We start from the raw sequence: 19,669 nt of genomic DNA, 5'->3' as shown, positions 1-19,669 counted from the left end.
TTTCGGACAAGATCATGGTCAAAACAAAAGAGATTACCCGCGCGGCAGGATCCGCCGGATGACGGTTTTTTCCGCCGCCGGCTTCGACGGCCCGACCGCATAGGCCGAAAGCACGGTGGCTGCCGCCGCCTCGGCAGCCGCGGTAGTGCGGGCATGGATCAGTGCCAGCGCCTCACCGGCCCGCACCTCCGCCCCGACCGGCAACAGCCTGGTGATGCCGACCGCGTGGTCGATCCTGTCGTCCGGATGCCTGCGTCCGCCGCCGAGGCCCACCACCGCAAGCCCGACGTCACGCGTGGCGATGCCGGTGACAAAGCCGTTTCCGGTCGCCTTGACCGCAAGTTCCACCGCCGTCTTCGGCAGATATCTTTCCGGCTTTTCGACGAAATCGGCCGGACCGCCGAGCGACGCCACCATACGCCCGAAGACAGAAGCCGCGCGGCCGCCGGCAAGCGTCTCGGTGGCGCGACGCATGCCGTCCTGGTTGGACGACACAAGGCCTGCCGACTGCAGCATGTCCGCTGCCAGCGCCAGCGTCACGTCTTCCAGCCGGCGGTCGCGAAAACGGCCGGTGAGGAAGTCAACGGCATTGCGCACCTCGACCGCGTTGCCCGCGGCTGACGCCAGCGGCTCGTTCATGCCGGTGACCAGCGCCGAAGCCTTCAGTCCCGCGCCATTGGCGACTTCGACGAGGCTGTTCGCCAGCGCGGTGGCATCGCGCGACTTCTCCATGAAGGCGCCATTGCCGACCTTTACGTCGAGCACCAGCGACTGCAGGCCGGCGGCCAGCTTCTTCGACAGGATCGAGGCGGTTATCAACGGCACGGATTCGACCGTTCCCGTCACATCGCGGATCGCATAGAGCCTGCGGTCGGCGGGCGCCAGATGCGCGGTCTGGCCGATGATGGCGCAGCCGGTTTCGAGCACTGCCTTGTGCAAGCGCGCCACATCCGGCTGGCTGACATAGCCGGGGATCGCATCCATCTTGTCCAACGTGCCGCCGGTATGGCCGAGACCCCTTCCTGAAATCATCGGCACATAGGCGCCGCAGGCGGCAACGATCGGCGCCAGCATCAGCGAGACATTATCGCCGACGCCGCCGGTCGAATGCTTGTCGGTGACCGGGCCGGGCAGGTCCGACCAGTCGAGCACACCGCCGGAATCGCGCATGGCAAGCGTCAGCGCGATAGCCTCGTCGCGGCTCATGCCGTTGAAGAACACCGCCATGGCGAAGGCCGCGGCCTGGCCGTCCGAGACCGTACCCGATGTCAGGCCTTCGATGAAACCCGCGATCTCCTGCGGCGACAATCTCTGGCCGTCACGCTTGCGGCGGATGATTTCCTGGGGAAGCATCAGCTCTCCGGCAACCCGTCCTGGAACACACGCTGGAGAATGGTCGCCAGCCGCGCGCCGCCGACCGGCGCCATATCCTTGGTTTCCTGGTGCGAAAGCTCCGCCCCAGTCATCCCCGCGGCAAGATTGGTGATGACCGAACAGGCGGCAACGCGCAGGCCGAGGAAGCGCGCGAGAATGACCTCCGGCACGGTCGACATGCCGACGGCATTGGCGCCCATGATGCGCGCCATGCGGATCTCGGCCGGCGTCTCGAAGCACGGCCCCGAGAACCACATGTAGACGCCCTGGTGCAGCGCGGTAGCCGTCGCCGCCGCTGCCTTCTCGATCGCCTTGCGAATGCCGGCATCATAGGCTTCGGTCAGGCCAACGAAGCGGCGGTCGCTCGGCTCGCCGATCAGCGGATTGGAGCCCGAGAAATTGATGTGGTCGGTGATCAGCATCACCGAGCCTGGCCCCATCTCGGGATCGACCGAACCAGCCGCATTGGTGAGGATCAGCTTGGTGACGCCGATGCCGGCGAGCACCTCCAGCGCCGGTCGCATGGCGGCAGCATTGCCGTGCTCATAGTAATGCGCGCGGCCGGACAGCATCAGCACCGGCGTACCGGCGAACAGGCCCGCCACGACCTCGCCGGCATGGCCGCTGACGCCGCTTCGGGGAAAGCCAGGCAAGTCGGCATAGGAAATGCGAACCGCGTCCTTGACCTGATCGACAAGCCCGCCGAGGCCCGAACCGAGCACCAGCGCGGTTGTCGGCGCCAGTCCGTCCAGCCTTTCGACGAGATGATCGAGTGCTTTTTCCGTCATTTCAGCCAGTTCTTCATTTCAAGATGTCGGCCTGAAAGCCGTAGGGCAGCATGTCGCCCATCGTCATGGTCTCGACCACACCGCTATTGTCACAGAGATAAACTTTGGTTTCGGGCTGGCAGAATTCGGCCAGCCGCTGTCGGCAGCCGCCACAGGGCGAGCATTTGGCCATGCGCTCGGCAATCACCGCGATCTCCGTGATCTTGCCGCCGCCGCCCATGATGTAGTGGCTGAGCGCGGTGGTCTCGGCGCACCAGCCTTCCGGAAAGGCCGCGACCTCGATGTTGGCGCCGGCAAAGACCCGCCCTTCCTCGGTGCGAAGTGCGGCCCCCACCGGGAACTTCGAATAGGGCGCATAGGCCTTGGCCATGGCAGCCTTGGCCGCTTCGAACAGATCATGCGACATTCAGTTCTTCTCTCCGATGATCTTGTTCAAAACCCGGCGCTTCCTTCCCGCGAGCCTATCCACATTTTCGGGTTCAGTTCAGCGTTCCTTGACATAGGGCACTCCGCCGGCGCGCGGCGGGATCGCCTTGCCGATGAAGCCGGCGAGCAGGATCACGGTCAGCACATAGGGCAGCGCCTGCATGAACTGCACCGGCACCTTGCCGATGACAGGCAGCGGCGTGCCTTGCAGGCGGATCGACAGCGCATCAAGGAAACCGAACAGCAGGCAGGCGAACATGGCGTTGACCGGCTTCCACTTGGCGAAGATCAGCGCGGCCAGCGCGATATAACCCTTGCCGGCGGTCATGTCCTTCACGAAGCCGCCATTCTGCACCATCGACAGATAGGCACCGGCAATGCCGGTCAGCACGCCGGTGCAGATCAGCGCCCGGTAGCGCAGCCAGGCGACGGAAATGCCAGCGGTGTCGACGGCCGCCGGGTTCTCGCCGACGGCGCGCAGCCTGAGGCCGAAGCGGGTGCGGAACAGCACCCACCAGGTGAACGGCACCATCAGGAAGGCGATATAGACCAGTATGGAGTGGCCGGAGATCAGTTCGGCATAGATCGGTCCGAGGATCGGTACCTCCCTCAAGGCATCGGCGCCCGGCCAGGTGATCGCCTCGAAGCGCTCGCCTGGCGCCAGCGCCGGCGTGCGGCCGCCCTGCTGGAACCAGGCCTGGCCGAGCATGATGGTAGAGCCGGCGGCGATGAAATTGATCGCCACGCCGGAGACGATCTGGTTGCCGCGATGGGTGATCGAGGCAAAGCCATGGATCATCGCGAAGGCAACCGAGATCAGGATGGCCATGCCGAGGCCGATAAGGGCTGAGTGGAAGACCGAGGCGGCCGCGGCGCCGGCGAAGGCGCCGACCAGCATTTTGCCCTCGAGCCCGATATCGAAGACGCCGGCGCGCTCCGAATAGAGGCCGGCGAGGCAAGCGAGCAGCAGCGGCACCGACAGGCGGATGGTCGAGTCGAGTATCTGGATGATGGCGTTGAACAGATCCATCTCAGGCACCCTTCCCCTTGGCCGCTTCCATGCCGACCGTTCTCGGGCTGATGGAGGCGAACAGCGCCTGGACGTAAGGGCGGAACATGTGCTCGAGCGCGCCGGCGAACAGGATGACCAGGCCTTGGATGATGACGATCATGTCGCGGGAAATAGCCGGCATTTCGAAGGCGAGCTCGGCGCCGCCCTGGTAGAGCATGCCGAACAGGATGGCGGCGAGCACGATGCCGACCGGATGCAGGCGCCCCATCAGCGCCACCGCGATGCCGACGAAGCCGGCGCCCGAGACGAAATCGAGCGCGACATTGTGCTGGTCGCCCATCGTCGGATTGAGCGCCATCATGCCGGCCAGCGCGCCCGAGATCATCATGGCGATGATGATGATGCGGGTTTCCGAAATGCCGGCATAGCGGGCCGCTTTCGGGCTGTGGCCATAGGTGCGCATTTCGTAGCCGAGCCTGGTGCGCCAGATCAGCAGCCAGACCAGGAAGGCCATGACCAGCGCCAGCAGGAAGCTGATGTTGAGCGGCGCCGAGCGAATCTTGGCGCCGAACAGTTCGATGACCCAGTTGAGCTTCGGCAACTGCGCGCCGTCGAGGAAGGTGCGCGTCTGCGGCGCCATCGAGCTGGGCGGCTTCAGGAACCCGACCAGCGCATAGACCATGACGCTGGCGGCGATGAAATTGAACATGATCGTGGTGATGACGATGTGCGAGCCGCGCTTGGCCTGCAGATAGGCCGGGATCAGCGCCCACAGCGCGCCCATCGCCGCGGCGGCGATGATTGCGATGGGGAAAGTCAGCCACCACGGCAGCACGCTGTCGAAGGCGAGGCTGACGATGCCGATGCCGAGACCGGCAATATAGCCCTGGCCCTCGCCACCGATGTTGAACAGGCCGCAATGCGCCGCCACCGCCACCGAAAGCCCGCTGAAGATGAAGGTGGTGGCATAGAAAAGCGTGAACGCGATACCCGTCCCCTTGCCGAAGGCGCCTTCGACCAGGATGACGGCCGCGCGGAACGGATTCTCGCCGACGAGCATGACGACGAAACCGGCGACGATAAAGGCGACGGCGAGATTGATCAGCGGGATCAACCCGTAATCGGCCCAGGCCGGCAGCTTGGCGTAAGGCGTGCTCATTCCGCGGCCTCCCGCTGCTCGACGCCGGCCATCAGCAGGCCGAGTTCGCCTTCGCTCGCCTCGGGGCCGCGCTCGCCGACGATACGGCCGGCGAACATCACCAGGATGCGGTCGGAGAGCGAGCGAATCTCGTCGAGCTCGACCGAGACCACCAGCACCGCCTTGCCCTGGTCGCGCATGGCGATCAGCCGCTTGTGGATGAATTCGATGGCGCCGACATCGACGCCGCGCGTCGGCTGGCCGACGATCAGCACGCCCGGATGCTGCTCCATCTCCCGCGCCAGCACGATCTTCTGCTGGTTGCCGCCGGAAAAATTGGCGGTCTTCAGCCGGCAGTCGGCCGGGCGGATGTCGTATTTGGTGATCTTGTCCCTGGCGTCGTTTCGAATGGCATCGATGTCGAGGAACGGCCCCTTCAGATAGCGTTCGTCGTCGTGATAGCCGAGGATCGAATTCTCGTTCTCCTCGAAGGCCAGCACCAGGCCGACATGGTGGCGATCCTCCGGCACATGGGCCAGCCCGCGGTCACGCAACTCGCCGGGATCGGCGGCCCCGGTGAGGTCGATCGGCTTGCCTTCGAGCATGACCGAGCCGGACACGGCGTGCCTGATGCCGGAGATCGCCTCGAGCAGTTCGGACTGCCCGTTGCCGGCGACGCCGGCGATGCCGACGATCTCGCCGGCACGCAGGTCGAAGGAGATATCGTCGACCATGGTGACGCCGCGCTGGTCCTTCACCGTCAGGTTCTTGACCGCGAGCTTGACGCCGCCGGCTTCCGCCTCGCCCTTCTCGACCCGCAGAAGCACGCGCCGCCCGACCATCAGCTCGGCCAGTTCCTCGACCGTGGTCTTCCTGGTCTCCCTGGTCGCCACCATCGTGCCCTGGCGCATGACCGAGACGGTGTCGGTGATCGCCATGATCTCGCGCAGCTTGTGGGTGATCAGCACAATCGTCTTGCCCTGCTCCTTCAACTGCTTGAGGATGCGGAACAGATGGTCGGCCTCGGCCGGCGTCAGCACGCCCGTCGGCTCGTCGAGGATCAGGATCTCGGCGCCGCGATAGAGCGCCTTCAGGATCTCGACGCGCTGCTGCAGGCCGACCGGCAATTCCTCGATGATTGCATCGGGATCGACCTCCAGCCCATATTCGCGCTCGAGCCGCTCCAGTTCGGAGCGCGCCTTGGCGATGCTCTTCTTCAAGAGCGCATCGCTCTCGGCGCCGAGGATGACGTTTTCCAGCACCGAGAAATTGTCGACCAGCATGAAGTGCTGATGCACCATGCCGATGCCCAGCGCGATGGCGTCATTGGGCGTCTTGATCGAGGCAGGCTTGCCGCCGACGCGGATTTCGCCGCTGTCGGCCTGGTAGAAGCCATAGAGGATCGACATCAGCGTCGACTTGCCGGCGCCGTTCTCGCCGACAATGCCATGGATGGTGCCGCGCGCGATCTCCAGATTGATGTCGCGGTTGGCGCGAACGGCGCCAAAACTCTTGTTGATGCCGATCAGCTCGATTGCGGCTTGCGCCATGCAGCCAGTCCCACTCTTATTTTTTATCGCTTGGTCAAAACGCCTAGCATGACGCCCCGCCTGTGCCAATTGGCCGGAACGGCATCCACTCTCGACAAATCCCGGCGCGCTTGTCAATTTCGAACGTGGCCGCAGCCTTCACATTCGCTATAGCATCGGCCCGAAAATCGGATTCGATTTTCGGAAAGCACGATGCGACGATTGCAAGCGTTAGAGCGTACTTTGTGCGTCCAAGCGGACGCACGTCGCGCTAATGTTGACTTCCGCATCACTTTGGGCTGCGTAGCCAAGATCCGAGGATTTTCGAATGATCATGCCCGCCGACCGGCTGACGACGCTGGAGATCCGCGCCGCCGAGCAGGAGAAGACCATCGAGGAACTGTCCGGCCAGATCGCCGAGCAGTGGAAGGTGATCGAGCGCATGCAGCGCAAGCTCGATGCGCTGACCGACCGCTTCCTGGCGCTGGAGGAACAGGCCGCTCCCGACGTGCCGGTGACCAAGCCGCCGCATTGGTAGAGGAGGAGCAAGGCCATGGACGATGAGAATGGCCGCATCGGCCACGACAAGGCGAAACCGCCGGTGATCGACAGCTTGCGGCAGCCGCCCCAAGGCATCGGCCTGCACACATCAGGCGGCCGGCGTGGATTTGTCATCGCCATGGGGCTGATTGCAGCCTTCGCGCTGGGCTATGTGGCGGGGGTATGGTCGGGGGCACTGCCCTGAGATGAAGTCAGGCAGCGGCGTTCGAAGGCTGCCACAAAGCAAAACCGCCGGGTTTTCACCCGGCGGCTTCGATCGGATCGACGGTGTCGGTCGATCAATACGGGCAGGCGTTGTCCGACATGTAGTCGTGCACCTTGATGGTGCCGGCGATGATGTCGGCCTTGGCCTTTTCGACCGCAGCCTTCATCGCATCGTCGACAAGCGCCTTGTTGTTGTCGTCCATGGCGTAGTCGACGCCGCCTTCCTTGAGGCCTAGATCGTTGATGCCGGCGGTGAACTTGCCGTCCTTGGCGTCCATGAAGGTGCTGTAGACGGCAACGTCGACGCGCTTGACCATCGAGGTCAGCACCTTGCCCGGCTGCAGGCCGTTCTGGTTGGAATCGACGCCGATGCCGAGCTTGCCGGCATCCGCCGCCGCCTGCAGCACGCCGACCCCGGTGCCGCCTGCCGCCGCGTAGACCACATCGGCGCCCTGGTCGATCTGCGTCTTGGCGATTTCGCCGCCCTTGGCCGGATCGTTCCAGGCCGCCGGCGTGTCGCCGGTCATGTTCTGGAAGACTTCGGTAGCACCTGCCGCCTTGGCGCCGCCGACAAAGCCGCAGCCGAACCTGCGGATCAGCGGAATGTCCATGCCGCCGATGAAACCGACCTTCTTCGACTTGGAAGCCATCGCCGCCATCACGCCGACGAGATAGGAGCCTTCCTGCTCCTTGTAGACGAGGGAGCGGACATTGGGCTTGTCGACGACCATGTCGATAATGGCGAATTTGGTCTCGGGAAACTCGGTGGCGATCTTGTCCAGCGCATCCGACCAGGAAAAGCCCGCCATGACGATCGGATTGCGGCCATCCTCGGCGAAACGGCGCAGCGCCTGCTCGCGCTGGGTGGCGTTGGAGACCTCGAATTCCACATAGGGGATGCCGGTCTCGGTCTTGAACTTTTCGGCGCCGTTGTAGGACGCCTCGTTGAACGACTTGTCGAACTTGCCGCCCAGATCGTAGAGAATCGCGGGCTGGATGTCCGCGGCGAAGGCCGGAAGAACCATTGCAGCTGCGGCCAGGAGGCCGAGAACGATACGTTTCATGTGATCCACACCCTGTCGGTTATTTTTTCCGTTACGCACCGCCTGCCTGCCCGGTTCTCCGGCAGGCATGCGGCATCAGGCAGGAGTGTCTTCCTCCCGCTTGGGGCCAATCTGGCACGGCCCGAAACAAAATTCACGTGGAATTTTGACCTCTTGGAAAAGCGTGGCGCCGCACATCGGCGCCACGACAAAATTCCATTCGCCAAAGGACTCAGGCTTTCGCCAAGGCCATCAGGCGGAGACAGCAGCCGGGATGGCACAAGTGACGCCGGTGCCCTGCAGGTTGCAATAGCCGTAGGGATTCTTCGCCAGATATTGCTGGTGATCCTCCTCGGCGAAGTAGAACTCGGGTGCCGGCGCGATCTCGGTGGTGATCTTGCCGCGGCCGGCGCCGCGCAACGAGGCCTCGTAGGCGTCGCGCGAGGCGATAGCCGCCTGGTATTGCGCGTCGCCAAAGGTGTAGATCGCCGAACGGTAGGTGGTGCCGACATCATTGCCCTGGCGCATGCCTTGCGTCGGGTCGTGGCTCTCCCAGAACAACTTCAGCAGTTCGGCATAGGGCACGATCTTCGGGTCGTAGACGACCAGCACAACCTCGGCATGGCCGGTGAGGCCGGTGCAGGTTTCCTGATAGGTCGGGTTCGGGGTGACGCCGCCGGCATAACCGACCGCAGTGACCCATACGCCCTCGACCTGCCAGAACATGCGCTCGGCGCCCCAGAAGCAGCCCAGCCCGAACAGCGCCGTCTCCAGCCCTTCGGGATAAGGCCCCTTGAGCGGTCTTTTCGAGACAAAGTGCTTGGATGCCGTCGGGATCGCCTTGGCGCGGCCCGGCAGCGCCTCGGCAGCCTTCGGCAGATTGAGCTTCTTGTTCAGCACGTCGCTGAGAAAAAACATTAAGCAGTCTCCCTTTCTCTTATTTGGGATTTCTCTTCGCTTAGGGACGCCCAGAAGGTCATCAACGTCATGTCGGGGCAAACCGCCCGGTCGGCCGCTCCCGCCTGTGGCCGATCATATAAAGAATGAGCGCAAGCACCGCGAACACCGCAAAGCCTGGCTGATTGAGCACCCAGCCGATGACGCCGTCCCACAGCAGCGACCCGGCCTTGTCGCGGACAAAGCTTTCGAAGGCGCTTCGCGTATCGGGCGAGACGGCGAGCCAACTCGTATTGAGCGGGGTCAGCACCAGTGCGGAGGCCGCCACCGACCGCGTTGTATCGAGCACTGCCATGATGACGGAAACCGAAAGCGCCACCATCGCCGCGAGACGGAAAAGAAAGCGGAGCATCCAGACCTTCCCTCCCCAGGGACTTTTGCCAGATTTGTCTGTTTCGGCCAGATTTGTCTGTTTCGGCCAGATTTGTCTGTTTCGGATTGAGAGATAGTGCGCGCACGCCTTGTTCGCAATCGCGACACGCGAAATTGAAGCTTCTGATCAATCAGCGTCATCGATCGGCTGGCCCTATTGCGCATCGCTGGCGCTGCCTCGGCGGCGTGACAAAACCACCTTTGCCCGGCAAAGCGAATAGAGCGCCGTTATGGCTTGGCATTCGACGCCGGATCGACTAGATGAGCCCCGCGCCTGTTGCTTTGACGGCTTGGGCGCCAAGGGCATGCCGCTGGTTGACGGCGCCCACGGTGCGGAGATTCCGGACCGGATTTCCAGGGGAGTTGCATGTTCCCCAACCCGCGCGGCGAAACCGGCCGTGCGACATGCCAAGACGGAGAGGTGGCCGAGTGGTTGAAGGCGCACGCCTGGAAAGTGTGTTTACGGGAGACCGTAACGCGGGTTCGAATCCCGCTCTCTCCGCCATTCCACAGAATAGCTGAATTTCTGTAGCAAAATCAGTGTCTTGGCCGATCGGCTGCTGGCGGCTTAGACCAATAACTTAGACCAATCTGGCATCATTCCTCAAGCGGCCTTCCTCACGTCCTCGACGTACCACTGCAGGGCCTGCCACGGGTCATCCTCAAGCAACCTCACCGCCTCGGCGTAGGCTTCACCCTCGCCACAGTATTCCTTGACGCGCTCAATGTGGCCCTTCATCCACTCGGCCACGTCGGCTTCAAGGGTGCTGTAGTTGATGCTCATTGGTCCCGCTCCTATTGTGACCGCGTCATCGCGGCCCCAGTGGGGTAGAAGACCGCACGACAATCCGTCAAATCAAATAAATTCAATGTGTTAGAGGAACTGTTCCCTTGGCGGAACCATCCCGCGAGCGGGTCGATCTATTGCCCTCGTTTTCAACTTCCAGCATTCTGCGCCAAACCGGGAGGGATTGATGCGTTCCATGTTCATAGCCGCGCTCGGCTTGGCGCTTGTCGGGTGCAACAATACGACGTCGTCAGGGCAGTGGCGTGAGGTTCAGGCCACAACAAAAGACAGCCGTTTCGAGAGGGCCAAGGCAATTTGCAATGGTCGCGCAGGCGAAACGCAGGTGATGGCGGGACGGCTCTGGATTGCCGGGGCGATGGCAGCGAACAGCACCTTCAAAGCCTGCATGGCGGAACAGGGGTTCGTGCAATGAAAGGCCCTGCTCCCGACGCACCTCTTGGGGCGATGCATCGGGAGCAGGAAGGGGTTAGTCGCTGTAGGCCGAACCGTCCTTGCGAGCGGCTGCTATGGCCTGAGCATGCCTCTGAAAGACGTGCCATTCGCCCTTGGCCGCAGCCCTGCGGAGCGCGGGGTAGTCGGCCTCGTCGACATGCTCGAAGTAGGTCTGAAGGTTCAGCCCATGCTGCCGCAGAACGTTGCGGTCGAGGTGCTGGCTGAATGCAGTCTCGACCACAGCCGCCTCCACAGGATCAATCCCGTAGGCTTCGCCAGTAAGGATTTCTCCAGTCGCCACGTAGGCGTCAACAATGAACTGCTGTTGGGGCTCGCTGTGAGTGTCCCTGAAGCGGTCAAGGCTCTGGTCGGCCATGCGCACAAACTCGGCATGCTGCTTCTCTTCCTTCTCTTCATCGGTCAGCTCCTCAACGTCGTCTACCTTGTCATCCACGGCAGGCAACTCAGGGGCCAAAGCCCCTTCGTCACTCTCGGCCTCCGTGGTTATCTGAAAGACTTCGGCGCGGCGTAGCCACGGGCAGCCAGCCCGTCGACCACGGCCTTGTTGAACTCGGCCTGCGTGATCTGCCCGACCTCGGCCATGTCCTTGGCCTGCTGATACGAGACCTCAATGCCGCCGAGAACCCTGACCGTGGTCTTCTCGACCTCTGCCATGGGCGGGATCACCCCGGCGCTCTGCGATGTGATCACGCGATTGGTGGTGATGCCCATACGCTCGGCCTGAAGCTGGGGATTGTTCCTAACAGAAAGCTCGACCGCGCGATCGATCTCTTCCTTCTGGGCTCGCTCTTTCGCCTCAACAGCAAGTGCGTCCTGCTTGGCCCTGTCAGCTTCGGCCTGTGCAACCTGAGCCCGTATCATGGCCTGACCAAGGGCGGTCTGATCGGTCTGGTACTTGTTCGGGTTGTCGATGTAGTCGGTCATGTTGTTCGTTCCTTCATTGCTTGCGCTCCCCGACCACCATGGTCGAGGCTCTGCGCTGGTTGGATTGTGTTGTGGTTGGACGAGGTGTCAGCGGCGTGGTGTGAAGCCGTAGGTCATCGTCTGTGAGCCCTCAGGACGCGCGTCGGGCGTGGCTGGGGCAGACGCTCTGGAAAGGCCGTCTCTGCCTCCGGCGACCCCTTCCTGTGGCGCTGAGCGGGCGGGCCTCAGGGACACCTCGGCAACCCTTCGGGCAACCACCACGGCCTCCAAGTCGGGATAGCCGTAGACCTCGAAGCACCTCTCAGTGGCGGCATGGAAACTTTGGGTCCACCCGATGCCGACCCCGTCAAGCCTCTTGTCGAGTTCTGACACCCGCTCCCAGTCGTCCGCCTTGATCCACTCGACCAAGGCAAGGGCCGCTTCCCGCGTCGGGTAGGTCGCCACCCAATCGCGCCGCTTGATCCAATCGGGGGTCATACCCGGTCCCCCTTCTTCATGCTCGGTCCCCTCGCGAGGTCATCCGGCCCATGCGATAGAGGTGCGCCATGGGTGACCGCTCGGCGTTCTCGTATTCATCGACCATGTGCGGATCGATGGTCCCCATGGCCACCAGCCTGTCGAGGGTGGTCTTGTACTGCTTCACTTGCTCGGGGTTCATCGCCCGCCATTCCTCCTTCTTCATCTGGATCACGACACCCTCGGCAGTCTTCCGCCTAAGGTCTCGTCTCGCCTTCGCTTCTTTCAGTGACTTCGTTCGGCGCATCTTGGCGCGGTGTGGAAGGGCCTCGTCGGGGATCACCCGCTGGCCTGTGATGTGGTCGAGTGTCAGCCGTTCCCGGCCTCCTCGCTCGGCCCTCTCGTCGTTGTCGAGGGTGTCACGCTTGTTACGCCTGTCCTCGTCACGCTTGACCTTGGCCTCAAGCATCTTACCTTCGACCATCGCGTCCCAATCGGCCTTGGTGTAGCTGTCGGACGTGGTCGAGGTCATGACCAAGTACAAGACTTCCCGGTCGGTCAGCCCTACGGGGTCGTCATGCACCTGCATGATCTGGAACGCGGTCGGGCAATAGACGCAAGCGCCGGTCTCACTCACCGGCCCCCACCAAGGCTGCCCTAACCGGTGTTCGATGGTCGAGGCCCCGTCCGGGTGCTGGTCAAGGTATTGCGCCATGAACGCCGTGACGGCCTCATGGGTGACGTAGTGGTCAACATGGTCGTTAGGGTCCCATCTGGGGACCCTCAGCGTGACCAGCGCTTTCTCATCTAGGCTCATTGTCTCCTTCATGCGTGAATGTGGAAAGAGCGCCCCGCTGCCGGAGCGCCCTATGTAAATTGCACCCCGTAGTGATTACACAGGCGGGCCTCAGAACTCGTCGTTGTCCACCTCAATGGCCCTTCTATCATCCTCGCCTAGATGCTCCCTAAGGAACCCATAGACCTCGGGCAGTTTCCGCCCGAAGTAGCTCGCCAGTGCCATGGCTGCGATCTCGGGGTTGAGTGCTAGCTTGGTCGAGAACTTCTTGGTCAACTCGTCGGCGTACCTGTCAGCAACCTGTTGCATCCATTGCTCCCGCTCGTCTTCTCCTTTGGGCTCATGATCCTTTCCGTTGGCCGCAAGGCGAGCCCGGAACCACGACGAGAAATCCCCCGCCTGTTCTCCTAAGGTCCGCTTAGCGCGCCTCATGATGGACACTTGGGCTTCCGAGATACCGGACGCCCTGGCGACCTCAGCCTTGCTGTGCCTATCAATCAGCACCAGCCGCCAAGCGAAGTTCTGCCGGTCGGTGTTGTCCATCGGCAGCTTGGCCTTCGAGTTGGCTTCACCAGCCACCAAGACGGCCTCCTCAGGTGTGCCCTCGAAGTACCTGACGGGCATCGGAGTGGCCCACTTAACGGCCTCGTATGCCTCGATCCGGTGATGTCCATCAATCAGAATGGTCCTCTTCCCGACCATCATGACGGTGACAGGGTCGAGGGGACCGATTGCCTTGATCGCCTTGATCAGGTCCGACACATGCCGCTCGCTGATCCCGCCCCTCGGCTGGAACAATCCGGGCACCGTCTCGATGTCCTGAAGGCGCAACTCAGGTGGACCTTGGGCTGCCCCGATAAGTTGCTCCGAAAGGCCTGCTTCATAGGCTTGCATCAATTCCTGAAGTTGATCTCCCGCGCTCATTCTCACTCCTTGTTGTTGTGGTCTTTGGCCGCGCTGTGGCGGCTATCAGTTTCAGCCTGTCCACCGGGAAATGCATGGATAGGCAGACACGCGTCTGAACATTCGTAGGCCCACACCTCACCAAGACCGACCACCCCGGAGACACCTTCAGACGCCCCCGGAAGGGAGCAACGAGGGTGCCTATCAGGGTCTTCAACAGGGTGATCGATCTGGGTGAGGAGCGAGGGCTCGGACCGATGGTCTTGCGTTGCGTAGGTGCTAGTGGGTGGGTTATGGCCCTGCGTAGGTGCCAGTGGGGGCCTTAATCGCCTCGGTATGCCAGTGGAGGCCCTATTCGCCTCCGCAGTGCCAGTGGTCACCTTATTCAGCAGCGTCTAATGTTCGCCTGCCATAGCTAGTGGGCCACCTATTCGCCTTCGTAGCTAGTGGAAGGGTTATGGTCAGCCTGCCTCCAGCAGCCGCTGCACCTGTGAGGCTGAGAACGGCTGACCTGTCACTGTCATGTATCCAAGCTGGGCAAGCCCCGCCGCGATCTCCCGTAGGCTCCTCGCCTTGCCGGTCTTGGGGCTCTTGCGGGCCAACCGCTTCGCTTGCCGGATCACATCAGGGTTGGACACTCGATATCCGTGGTTGCCCTCCACGCGCCTCCCAGCGGCCTTAGAAGCCCTATCACGGGCACCCCGGAGCTTCACCACAAGTTGCGCCTTCTCAAACTCCGCGACGGCACCCAGTATCTGCCGCACCATCGCAGCGGTCGGCGTGTCATTCGTGAAGCTGTCTGGCGCGTCGACCGGGATCAATTCATAGCCGAGACCCTGTAGGAGCTTGTGCCCCGCGATCTGCACAGCAAGGTCACGGGCGAACCGGCTTGCGTTCTCGATAAGGATCACCCGAGCGCCATTGCCGGCCATGTATTCAAGGAGGCCTTGGAAGCCCGGGCGTGTGTCAATCGGGTCAGCCCCGCTCACAGCCGCGTCGTGGAACTCCCGAACCACCGTGATCCCGTGTCGCTTCGCATAGGCCTCGATAGCCTGCTGCTGCCGTGGTGCGCTGTCGCCGTCGACATTGGTCCGTGAGGAGGTCCGAAGGTAAGCAACTGCCGTAGTCATTCTCTGAGGTCCAATCCTTTGCGCTGCAAGCCTTCAGGCTCGCTGTTTGTACCTTGTACTTGAGAATAAGGTACAGATCAACGGCATAGTGGCGCGCAAAGCTGTCGGATAGTGCTAGTGGGATGGGTATGGCTATCAGCCGCCTTGCCTGTCCCTCGGCAAACCACCCGACGATCCACCAAGCTGACCCCGTCGCGCCACAGCCACCTCGTTCAAGGCATCACAACGGCCATCGTCATCGAAACCGGTCGGGCCGCTCATCGTGGGACCTGAGGCGGTACGGGGGGTCGGGGCGCGTGCCTGTTATCCGATCACCCCCGGACATTTTTTCATCAGATATTCCGCACCAAACCAAAGCTGGCTTCATTCGCCAATCTGGTGTGATAAACCTTCAGCTAACAGTCGCTTACGAGGCGAGCCCGTGAACAAAGAAATCCAGAAGCAAGAAATCATCCGTGCGATCCGTTCCATTGCAGCCGCTTCTGGAGGGGTTCCACCGGGCCAGCGAAAGTTCCTGTCGGAAACCGGGATTACCGATCACACTTGGAAAAATCGTATCTGGCGAAAGTGGACCGACGCCCTGGCCGAAGCAGGTTTCGCGCCCCTTGAATGGTTCGCCGGGTACGACAAAAGTGAAATCCTCCAGCAAGTTAATGACCTTGCGAGGCGCTTAGAGGCATTCCCTAACTATGGCGACCTCACTTTTGAAGGGTCCAACAACCCGTATTTCGTGAGCATAGCGGCGATCAAAAGGCGGTGGCGCATTGGCGACCTTGCGGCGGAGTTGAGGACCTTCGCGGCAGACCGTGGGGACCATCAGGTGGTTGCCTATTGCGACGACTTTCTTGCCACCACGAAATCCCTCCCGGATGCCGGTGAAGCGCCCGACAAACCCGCACTCGGCTACGTCTACCTCATCAAGTACGGCAAGGACTTCAAGGTAGGGCGCACGTCATCCATAGCGCGCCGCTCAAGGCAGGTGCAAATCGAGTTGCCTGATGAAACCGTTCTCGTTCATGCCATTTTGACTGACGATCCTGCCGGCGTTGAAGCGTACTGGCACCGTCGCTTCGCTGACAAGCGGGGAAACGGCGAGTGGTTCAAGCTGAGCGCGGCGGACCTTGCAACGTTCAAGAGGTGGACCAAGATCGCTTAATGTTCTTTCGCCGGCAGCTTCACGGCCTTCACACATGCCACCTTCTGTGCATCGCTCGGTCCTCCTGAGTACACCCCGAAGGTGATCGACTTGCGCCCCTCGACGTGCCCGACAACAGCCGCCACGGTTGTCTCAGGTATGCCCGCCTGTTCCGCCTGAGAGACGAACCAGCGCCGGAACGAATGGAAGTTGACCAAGCTCCTGCGCCTGCCGTCCCGCTTGTCGTCGACACCACATGCGACCCGGTAGCGCGTGAACCGCTTGGTCGTCACCGCTGCCGCGTCCCGCTCGTCGGCCAATTCTTGGAACAGCCAATCCGCTGCCTTCTTGCCCCGCGTCCGTCTGCCGATCAGCTTGGTCAGCCCCGCGTGTATCGGCACCCGCCGCACCCCGGCCTGTGTCTTCGCGTCCCGTATGTCGAACCAGCCCCCGGCGCATTGCCCGACCCGAAGCGTCACGATCTCCTCCAGGCGCATTCCAGACAGCGCCCCGACCAACGCCGCGTCCTGTAGCTGGTGGTCGAATTGCCCCGCCTCTATCCTGTCGCCACTGTCGAGCTGCTGCCCATACAGGACCGCGTTCAATTCCTTCGGGGTAAATGGTCGTTCTCCCTGCGTGGCCTCCGCAGAGCCCTTCTTGCGCCGCTGGGGCTGTAGCTGGCGGTCCCATGGGTTGCCGCTCTGCTCCGTATCGACGAGGCCCCGCCGCGCCAGATAGTCCCAATAGCCCCGCACCGCCGAAAGGTGCTTCTTGGCTGTCTTAGGGTGCATGTCTGCGATCTCTTCCGAGACGTACTTGCCGGCGTTCCTGCGGTCTATGTCGACAAGCCTGAGGCTCTTCTCGGCACACCACCGGGCAAACCGCTTGATCAGCCCCCGCCACTCAGCGGTCGTCTTGTCCGCCAGCTTGGCCTCCTTCAAGTAGGCTTCAAGGTGCTGATCGACGGGCACCTTCCCAGACACTGCAGCATCGAACAGCTTCCGTTCCTTGCCCCGGTAATGGTCACGCTCGTCCTCAGCGGCGCTCACAGCGTTGTGTAGCGCGTCGGTATCGCCAGCATCTTGAAGGGCCTTGATCGCTTCCCGAACGATGGCGCCCCGGGAGGTCGCGTCGATCTGCTCGGGTGTCACCGCTTCCCCGGCCTTGATGGCCTTAAACAGGTCAAGGGCTGCCCGCTCTCTCGCGTCTCGCCTTTCCATTGCAACCCGGATGTCGCCAGTTTCGAGGCTTTCTACGATGGCCGTGCGGCGCTTGAACTCATGGCGAGCCGCCGCCGGTATCGCCATCTTGAACCACCACGTCCGCCCCCTCAGCGAGAGGTGCCGCCGCGCTCTGCCCTTGAAACCTGCCATGCTTAGACCATCCACTTAGACCAATTCCAAGCGGCGGTTACCAAGCACAATCAACGATTTCAAGGGGATAAAGCCGTTTGGCGTCTAATCCCGCTCTCTCCGCCATTCGTCGCTGATTACACGCTATGGCGCGATATTCTGCGAAGTAGCCGCTAAATTGCTGCCGATTTGCCGCACGAAGGGGACGGTCGCGCCATGACCGGACCGCCAATGCGTTAACGTCAAAGCGAACGATTGCGTGACGCTGTCATCAAGAAACGCGCCGCGGCTCGGGCGCAAAGGTACTGAGGGTAAGCCATTTCTGTATGGCATTGGCAATCGGCCGCTCGCCCTGGAGCTCAAGGCGCCCCGCGGCCAGCTCGTGCGGAATGGGCGCAAAGCCCATCCAGATCGCCGTCATCGTACGGAGCGAACTGCGGACAAGCAGATTGATCTCGTAGCCGGGGTCGAAGCCACAGAGGTCGACCTTGCCCTTTTCAATCACCATCCACCAATTGCGCTGCGGCTCGGGAAGTTCGGGGTATTGAAACTGAATCGTGCAGCGGCCGGGTAGAAGCGGCTCGGGATTGAGGTTTCGGCGAATGTCCCACATCAGCAGCGACGGATCGAGGTTCTTCAGCGAAAGCTGCGATTCTACCCAGCGCTGGCCCCAGAAGCCCATGCCGAGGATGATCGAGCGCAAATCTTCGCCGGCCGGCGAGAGATGATACTCGACAGCACCGGACTCGCGCGGGGCGGTTACGATCACACCAATTTTCTCTAATTCTTTCAAGCGCTTGGAAAGAAGCGCCGGTGACATGCGTGGCACTCCGCGGCGAAGTTGGTTGAACCTGGTACTGCCGCAAAGAAGCTCGCGTATAACCAGCGCCGTCCATCGCGTGCACAGGATTTCGGCCGCCATGGATACAGGGCAAAACTGTCCGTATCCTCCGCGATCCTCCATGCCCGTCTCCTCCGACAACTGTCACATCACTATAGATTACCGGCGCGAGCGCAGCATGCCAAGGACTTGTACGGGGTGAATTCGATTGGCCGGGCTTGCTGCCTGGTACAGTTCGTGAACTGGAATCCGGGCCGCAGGTGTGGGAGTCAGACCTCTCTCACTAACCATCTTGGAGAAACCGAAACATGATCAGTCCCCTGAAAGTGGAAGCCCAAGGGCAATGCAGCGACGAACTCGTGACGATCGCGCGGGCTATGGGCGCCAAGTTCGCCGAACGCGCGGCCGACGCGGACGCAAACGATCGCTTCGTGACCGACAACTACCAAGCGTTGAAGCAGGCCGGCCTGGTTGAAGCGGGTGTTCCGTCCGAACTCGGTGGAGGCGGCGCGGAGGTGCGTGAACTGGCTGCGATGTTGCGCGAACTCGCGTATCACTGCGGCTCAACCGCGCTCGCCTTTTCCATGCACACCCACCAGGTGGCAATCCCTGCTTGGCGTTGGCGTCATCAGAAAGTTGCCGCCGTCGAGCCGCTGCTGAAGCGCATAGCCAACGACCGCATCATCCTCCTGTCCAGCGGCGGGTCCGACTGGATCGGCGGCTCGGGCCGAGCGGCGAAGGTCGAGGGCGGCTATCGCATCACGGCCCGCAAGATCTTCACCTCGGGCGCCGAAGCGGGCGATGTGCTGATGACCACCGCTGTCGTCCAGAGCGAGGGGGAGCCCGACACCGTGATCCATTTCCCGGTTTCGATGAAGGCGCCGGAAGTGACGGTGCTCGACACCTGGCGCACGCTCGGCATGCGCGGTACCGGCTCCAACGACGTGCTGATCGAAGGCCTGTTCGTGCCGGACGCCGGCGTGGCGGTGTCGCGCAAGGCAGGCGAATGGCATCCGCTATTCCAGGTGATTGCTACGATAGCTTTTCCGCTGATTTATTCGGCCTATCTCGGCGTCGCCGAGAGTGCCCGCGACATCGCCATCGGACTGGCGAAGAACAAGCGGCAGACGCAGCACACGCTAGCGTTGGCTGGCCGGATGGATACGGCGCTGCGCACCGCGCAGCTTGCCCATGGCTGGATGCTCGATATCGTCGAGCGCAACGCGCCATCGGTCGATACGGTGAATGAGGTGATGATCGGGCGTAGTCTCGTGGCGGAAAACGCGATCAAGGCCGTCGAGCTCGCGATGGAGTTGGCAGGCGGGGCGGGCTTCTATCGCGAGAACGGGCTGGAGCGCCGATTCCGCGACATACAGGGCGCGCGCTACCACCCGCTCCAGACCGGCCCACAAGCTGAATATGCAGGAGCAACAGCACTGGGCTTGCCCACAGCGAACATTTACTAGT

Annotated in this window: 23 protein-coding genes and 1 tRNA gene; 6 read left to right on the top strand and 18 right to left on the bottom strand. The window is 62.3% G+C overall.

Translation table 11 applies throughout. The features are described from left to right. Positions 1-33 precede the first annotated feature (33 nt). The 6 genes from deoA to MESS2_RS11360 all read right to left on the bottom strand — a co-directional run bounded on the left by deoA (position 34) and on the right by MESS2_RS11360 (position 6,288). Entirely contained in the window at positions 34-1,353 is a 1,320-nt protein-coding gene (gene deoA / locus MESS2_RS11385) for a thymidine phosphorylase (RefSeq protein WP_008874373.1), read from the bottom strand. Continuing rightward, positions 1,353-2,162 carry a purine-nucleoside phosphorylase gene (locus tag MESS2_RS11380; RefSeq protein ID WP_008874372.1) on the bottom strand — a complete coding sequence of 270 codons (810 nt, stop codon included), beginning with the start codon at positions 2,160-2,162 and terminating at the stop codon, positions 1,353-1,355. The genes deoA and MESS2_RS11380 overlap by 1 nt, the downstream gene beginning before the upstream one ends. Positions 2,163-2,175: 13 nt before the next feature. After that, positions 2,176-2,568, bottom strand: a complete 393-nt coding sequence (gene cdd, locus MESS2_RS11375; RefSeq protein WP_008874371.1) for a cytidine deaminase — start codon at positions 2,566-2,568, stop codon at positions 2,176-2,178. A gap of 78 nt (positions 2,569-2,646) precedes the next feature. Beyond that, positions 2,647-3,618 carry an ABC transporter permease gene (locus tag MESS2_RS11370; protein ID WP_008874370.1) on the bottom strand — a complete coding sequence of 324 codons (972 nt, stop codon included), beginning with the start codon at positions 3,616-3,618 and terminating at the stop codon, positions 2,647-2,649. A 1-nt stretch (position 3,619) separates the two neighbouring features. Beyond that, positions 3,620-4,759, bottom strand: coding sequence for an ABC transporter permease (locus MESS2_RS11365; RefSeq protein WP_008874369.1), 1,140 nt, complete (start codon positions 4,757-4,759; stop codon positions 3,620-3,622). Further along, entirely contained in the window at positions 4,756-6,288 is a 1,533-nt protein-coding gene (locus MESS2_RS11360) for an ABC transporter ATP-binding protein (RefSeq protein ID WP_008874368.1), read from the bottom strand. Before MESS2_RS11360 ends, MESS2_RS11365 begins: the two co-directional genes overlap by 4 nt. A gap of 310 nt (positions 6,289-6,598) precedes the next feature. On the opposite strand from MESS2_RS11360, the gene MESS2_RS11355 reads away from it, so the two are divergent. After that, positions 6,599-6,805 (top strand): SlyX family protein, encoded by a 207-nt coding sequence (locus MESS2_RS11355; RefSeq protein WP_123151274.1) that lies wholly within the window; start codon positions 6,599-6,601, stop codon positions 6,803-6,805. 15 nt (positions 6,806-6,820) lie between these two features. Continuing rightward, complete coding sequence (locus MESS2_RS11350; RefSeq protein WP_008874365.1) at positions 6,821-7,012, top strand: hypothetical protein; 192 nt, start codon at positions 6,821-6,823, stop codon at positions 7,010-7,012. A gap of 94 nt (positions 7,013-7,106) precedes the next feature. On the opposite strand, the gene MESS2_RS11345 is transcribed toward MESS2_RS11350, so the two are convergent. From MESS2_RS11345 to MESS2_RS11335, 3 genes are all read right to left on the bottom strand, one after another. Continuing rightward, positions 7,107-8,096 (bottom strand): BMP family lipoprotein, encoded by a 990-nt coding sequence (locus tag MESS2_RS11345; protein ID WP_008874364.1) that lies wholly within the window; start codon positions 8,094-8,096, stop codon positions 7,107-7,109. A gap of 231 nt (positions 8,097-8,327) precedes the next feature. Then, positions 8,328-8,993 (bottom strand): peptide-methionine (S)-S-oxide reductase MsrA, encoded by a 666-nt coding sequence (gene msrA / locus MESS2_RS11340; RefSeq protein WP_008874363.1) that lies wholly within the window; start codon positions 8,991-8,993, stop codon positions 8,328-8,330. A gap of 67 nt (positions 8,994-9,060) precedes the next feature. Continuing rightward, positions 9,061-9,384, bottom strand: a complete 324-nt coding sequence (locus tag MESS2_RS11335; protein ID WP_008874362.1) for a hypothetical protein — start codon at positions 9,382-9,384, stop codon at positions 9,061-9,063. Positions 9,385-9,819: 435 nt separating this feature from the next. On the opposite strand from MESS2_RS11335, the gene MESS2_RS11330 reads away from it, so the two are divergent. Continuing rightward, positions 9,820-9,909 (top strand) — tRNA-Ser (locus MESS2_RS11330). 99 nt (positions 9,910-10,008) lie between these two features. Here the strand turns inward: MESS2_RS11330 and MESS2_RS11325 are convergent. Beyond that, complete coding sequence (locus tag MESS2_RS11325) at positions 10,009-10,188, bottom strand: hypothetical protein (RefSeq protein WP_008874360.1); 180 nt, start codon at positions 10,186-10,188, stop codon at positions 10,009-10,011. A 190-nt stretch (positions 10,189-10,378) separates the two neighbouring features. On the opposite strand from MESS2_RS11325, the gene MESS2_RS11320 reads away from it, so the two are divergent. Then, complete coding sequence (locus MESS2_RS11320) at positions 10,379-10,624, top strand: hypothetical protein (protein ID WP_008874359.1); 246 nt, start codon at positions 10,379-10,381, stop codon at positions 10,622-10,624. Positions 10,625-10,678: 54 nt separating this feature from the next. Here MESS2_RS11320 and MESS2_RS11315 read toward each other — a convergent pair whose 3' ends face one another. From MESS2_RS11315 to MESS2_RS11290, 6 genes are all read right to left on the bottom strand, one after another. Further along, positions 10,679-11,098: a hypothetical protein gene (locus MESS2_RS11315; RefSeq protein ID WP_040592713.1), complete on the bottom strand. Its 420-nt coding sequence runs from the start codon at positions 11,096-11,098 to the stop codon at positions 10,679-10,681. A 50-nt stretch (positions 11,099-11,148) separates the two neighbouring features. Further along, positions 11,149-11,589 (bottom strand): hypothetical protein, encoded by a 441-nt coding sequence (locus tag MESS2_RS11310; protein WP_008874356.1) that lies wholly within the window; start codon positions 11,587-11,589, stop codon positions 11,149-11,151. Between the two features lie 87 nt (positions 11,590-11,676). Beyond that, positions 11,677-12,033 carry a hypothetical protein gene (locus MESS2_RS11305; protein ID WP_157357669.1) on the bottom strand — a complete coding sequence of 119 codons (357 nt, stop codon included), beginning with the start codon at positions 12,031-12,033 and terminating at the stop codon, positions 11,677-11,679. A 49-nt stretch (positions 12,034-12,082) separates the two neighbouring features. Continuing rightward, on the bottom strand, positions 12,083-12,862 hold the full coding sequence (locus tag MESS2_RS11300; protein WP_008874354.1) for a hypothetical protein: 780 nt from the start codon (positions 12,860-12,862) through the stop codon (positions 12,083-12,085). A gap of 90 nt (positions 12,863-12,952) precedes the next feature. After that, the gene (locus MESS2_RS11295) at positions 12,953-13,765 is read right to left on the bottom strand and encodes a ParB/RepB/Spo0J family partition protein (protein WP_008874353.1); all 813 of its coding nucleotides are present in this window, start codon (positions 13,763-13,765) and stop codon (positions 12,953-12,955) included. A 440-nt stretch (positions 13,766-14,205) separates the two neighbouring features. Next, positions 14,206-14,874 carry a recombinase family protein gene (locus MESS2_RS11290; RefSeq protein ID WP_008874352.1) on the bottom strand — a complete coding sequence of 223 codons (669 nt, stop codon included), beginning with the start codon at positions 14,872-14,874 and terminating at the stop codon, positions 14,206-14,208. A gap of 421 nt (positions 14,875-15,295) precedes the next feature. Here MESS2_RS11290 and MESS2_RS11285 point away from each other — a divergent pair, with 421 nt between their 5' ends. Beyond that, positions 15,296-16,030, top strand: a complete 735-nt coding sequence (locus tag MESS2_RS11285) for a GIY-YIG nuclease family protein (RefSeq protein ID WP_008874351.1) — start codon at positions 15,296-15,298, stop codon at positions 16,028-16,030. Here the strand turns inward: MESS2_RS11285 and MESS2_RS11280 are convergent. Continuing rightward, a complete protein-coding gene (locus tag MESS2_RS11280; RefSeq protein ID WP_008874350.1) occupies positions 16,027-17,382 on the bottom strand; it encodes a site-specific integrase in 1,356 nt (451 codons plus the stop codon). The genes MESS2_RS11285 and MESS2_RS11280 overlap by 4 nt on opposite strands. Positions 17,383-17,632: 250 nt before the next feature. Then, on the bottom strand, positions 17,633-18,325 hold the full coding sequence (locus MESS2_RS11275; protein WP_008874348.1) for a winged helix-turn-helix transcriptional regulator: 693 nt from the start codon (positions 18,323-18,325) through the stop codon (positions 17,633-17,635). 185 nt (positions 18,326-18,510) lie between these two features. Between MESS2_RS11275 and MESS2_RS11270 the strand changes: the two genes are divergently transcribed. Next, entirely contained in the window at positions 18,511-19,668 is a 1,158-nt protein-coding gene (locus tag MESS2_RS11270) for an acyl-CoA dehydrogenase family protein (protein WP_008874347.1), read from the top strand. Position 19,669: the final 1 nt, after the last annotated feature.

The organism is Mesorhizobium metallidurans STM 2683 (genome assembly GCF_000350085.1).
In the GTDB taxonomy this organism is placed as follows: domain Bacteria; phylum Pseudomonadota; class Alphaproteobacteria; order Rhizobiales; family Rhizobiaceae; genus Mesorhizobium; species Mesorhizobium metallidurans.
Note: the sequence above shows the minus strand (reverse complement) of the source record. Positions and strands in the feature narration are given on the sequence as shown.

Bases quoted from the DNA above. Each gene is read 5' to 3' on its own strand.
- MESS2_RS11345 (WP_008874364.1), bottom strand. From the start codon at position 8,096: ATGAAACGTATCGTTCTCGGCCTCCTGGCCGCAGCTGCAATGGTTCTT.
- MESS2_RS11365 (WP_008874369.1), bottom strand. From the start codon at position 4,759: ATGAGCACGCCTTACGCCAAGCTGCCGGCCTGGGCCGATTACGGGTTG.
- msrA (WP_008874363.1), bottom strand. From the start codon at position 8,993: ATGTTTTTTCTCAGCGACGTGCTGAACAAGAAGCTCAATCTGCCGAAG.
- MESS2_RS11295 (WP_008874353.1), bottom strand. From the start codon at position 13,765: ATGAGCGCGGGAGATCAACTTCAGGAATTGATGCAAGCCTATGAAGCA.
- deoA (WP_008874373.1), bottom strand. From the start codon at position 1,353: ATGCTTCCCCAGGAAATCATCCGCCGCAAGCGTGACGGCCAGAGATTG.
- MESS2_RS11325 (WP_008874360.1), bottom strand. From the start codon at position 10,188: ATGAGCATCAACTACAGCACCCTTGAAGCCGACGTGGCCGAGTGGATG.
- MESS2_RS11335 (WP_008874362.1), bottom strand. From the start codon at position 9,384: ATGCTCCGCTTTCTTTTCCGTCTCGCGGCGATGGTGGCGCTTTCGGTT.
- MESS2_RS11350 (WP_008874365.1), top strand. From the start codon at position 6,821: ATGGACGATGAGAATGGCCGCATCGGCCACGACAAGGCGAAACCGCCG.
- cdd (WP_008874371.1), bottom strand. From the start codon at position 2,568: ATGTCGCATGATCTGTTCGAAGCGGCCAAGGCTGCCATGGCCAAGGCC.
- MESS2_RS11300 (WP_008874354.1), bottom strand. From the start codon at position 12,862: ATGAGCCTAGATGAGAAAGCGCTGGTCACGCTGAGGGTCCCCAGATGG.
- MESS2_RS11370 (WP_008874370.1), bottom strand. From the start codon at position 3,618: ATGGATCTGTTCAACGCCATCATCCAGATACTCGACTCGACCATCCGC.
- MESS2_RS11280 (WP_008874350.1), bottom strand. From the start codon at position 17,382: ATGGCAGGTTTCAAGGGCAGAGCGCGGCGGCACCTCTCGCTGAGGGGG.
- MESS2_RS11270 (WP_008874347.1), top strand. From the start codon at position 18,511: ATGATCAGTCCCCTGAAAGTGGAAGCCCAAGGGCAATGCAGCGACGAA.
- MESS2_RS11275 (WP_008874348.1), bottom strand. From the start codon at position 18,325: ATGGAGGATCGCGGAGGATACGGACAGTTTTGCCCTGTATCCATGGCG.
- MESS2_RS11310 (WP_008874356.1), bottom strand. From the start codon at position 11,589: ATGACCGACTACATCGACAACCCGAACAAGTACCAGACCGATCAGACC.
- MESS2_RS11290 (WP_008874352.1), bottom strand. From the start codon at position 14,874: ATGACTACGGCAGTTGCTTACCTTCGGACCTCCTCACGGACCAATGTC.
- MESS2_RS11380 (WP_008874372.1), bottom strand. From the start codon at position 2,162: ATGACGGAAAAAGCACTCGATCATCTCGTCGAAAGGCTGGACGGACTG.
- MESS2_RS11320 (WP_008874359.1), top strand. From the start codon at position 10,379: ATGCGTTCCATGTTCATAGCCGCGCTCGGCTTGGCGCTTGTCGGGTGC.
- MESS2_RS11360 (WP_008874368.1), bottom strand. From the start codon at position 6,288: ATGGCGCAAGCCGCAATCGAGCTGATCGGCATCAACAAGAGTTTTGGC.